The organism is Novosphingobium naphthalenivorans NBRC 102051 (genome assembly GCF_001590985.1).
In the GTDB taxonomy this organism is placed as follows: Bacteria; Pseudomonadota; Alphaproteobacteria; order Sphingomonadales; family Sphingomonadaceae; genus Novosphingobium; species Novosphingobium naphthalenivorans.
Genome location: NZ_BCTX01000188.1, coordinates 1 through 1,650, shown reverse-complemented (window position 1 = coordinate 1,650; position 1,650 = coordinate 1). Strand labels below are relative to the sequence as shown.

Below are 1,650 nucleotides of genomic sequence, written 5' to 3'. Positions count from 1 at the left end.
GACTTGTCCGTGATGCGCTGTTAATCGCTTCCAGTTCTGGCGATCTATCCAAGATGGATTGGGTAAGAAGCCCGGATGACTATGCCACTCGCCAAGCCAATCGACCTTCCCATGTGACTTCTTCCAAAGCCTGAGTGCTTTGATGCGATGTCCCTTTGCAGATCGTAGAAAAGCCACCCTGCTTTGGTGATCCCATTCCGTTGGCAAAGATGCCTCGATCACATGCAAGTAGCCTTCTTTGCGATTCCCCAAAACAAGTCCTCCTGCTTCATGTGGAGCATGCTTGCGTGTGGAGCCGAGGAGCATATCGAGAACCGCGTTGTCAAATAGCACGCCTTCAATCACTTGCGGCCCTCGCCTTGCAGGACGGGCAGTCTTTATGTGCCGTCGGCGTTGTGGGCTTTCTCTCAATCCCTCTCTTGTGGTCAAGCACGATGGTTCGCAAGCGAGAACCTGGCTTGCCGTTTATCACACCCAAAGCCATTTCCAATGTAAGCCCTGCGGCCATTGAGGGAGCTGCGACCGAATAAGGAAAATAAGCACCATCGCCACAGGTGGCTTCTTCAATGACAGCTTCGGTCTTCGGGTTAAGTGCAGTGTATCGAGAAGGCTTACTCGGATCAGGTCTCATGCATCGAAAACAGAAGTCATCACCTTTCAAATTGGTAAAGCTCTGCACCGCTGCTCCATTTCCGCATATCCAACTGTGTAGGATCGCTTCAGCCTTGATCTCCTGATCTTCAAAAAATTGGCCATTAAGCGCGCACTGAGTGTTCCATTCACCCGATGCGTCAACAATTAGGTCAGCAGACCGCACCACATCCAAGCACGCCGCGAACTCGTCCGAAACTGCTCTGGCATCGCAATCGGGGTGGAAGCGCTTCAACTCATCCCGCAACGCTTCAGCCTTGGGCATCCCGATGTATGCGGTGCCAAGCAAATGCCGACCGATGTTGCCGGGAGAAAGCAATTGGCGATCAATTAGGAAAAGTGGCTTGTTCGCACCTGCGCCGCTCTGGGCAAGAAACTTTGCCAAATAGCCGCCTATGGTTCCACACCCCACAAGCGCGATCGTCTTATCTGCAAATGTCGTCATACCTTTAAGGTTGCGCTCTGCTAAGGAAGCGAGATCGCACCAATACCCCCCGAAGCGTGTCAACTGGACGGATTCCTTCCTGCTCATAAGCAGGTCGGGAATCTTGGTTTGCCGGATTTTCCCAGTGTCTTGACCGACCTTCAAATCATGCGGAAGGTTTAAGCGAACCCCGAGCACACAATTGGGCGCTGAGATAGCGAGCAACCCTCTCTTGGAGAGCAACCTGAATGCAGCATCCCATTTTGCCTCATCCATCTCCTCTTGCCCAAGAAACCACTGTTTGAGGTGGGCGAGCGTGAATGGAACCTTGATTTTTCCAACGGGCGTAATCGGCTTGGAGGTTTGAAAAAGCATTGCGTCAGCAAGCTTGTCGCACTTATGCCCGTCTAACTTTCCATCACTATGCAAGCCAAAAAATGGCTCGCCAATACCTTGCTCCATTCGGAAATAGCCAAGGCGCAGAGGATTAGAAGAAGGCGGTGTGCGAGATGCAAAAATCCTGAATGAGAGCAGGCCATCGCGCCAGTAGTCTTGGTACTCGTTCGTAACCTCCG

General features: G+C 52.1%; 2 protein-coding genes. Both read right to left on the bottom strand.

Going from position 1 to position 1,650, the window contains the following annotated elements; translation table 11 throughout:
- A partial coding sequence (locus NN5_RS25540; protein ID WP_157081333.1) for a Mov34/MPN/PAD-1 family protein occupies positions 1-345 on the bottom strand: 345 nt, incomplete at its 3' end.
- The coding region (locus NN5_RS24610; RefSeq protein ID WP_169801060.1) for a HesA/MoeB/ThiF family protein at positions 338-1,650 on the bottom strand (1,313 nt) is incomplete at its 5' end. The genes NN5_RS24610 and NN5_RS25540, both read right to left, overlap by 8 nt.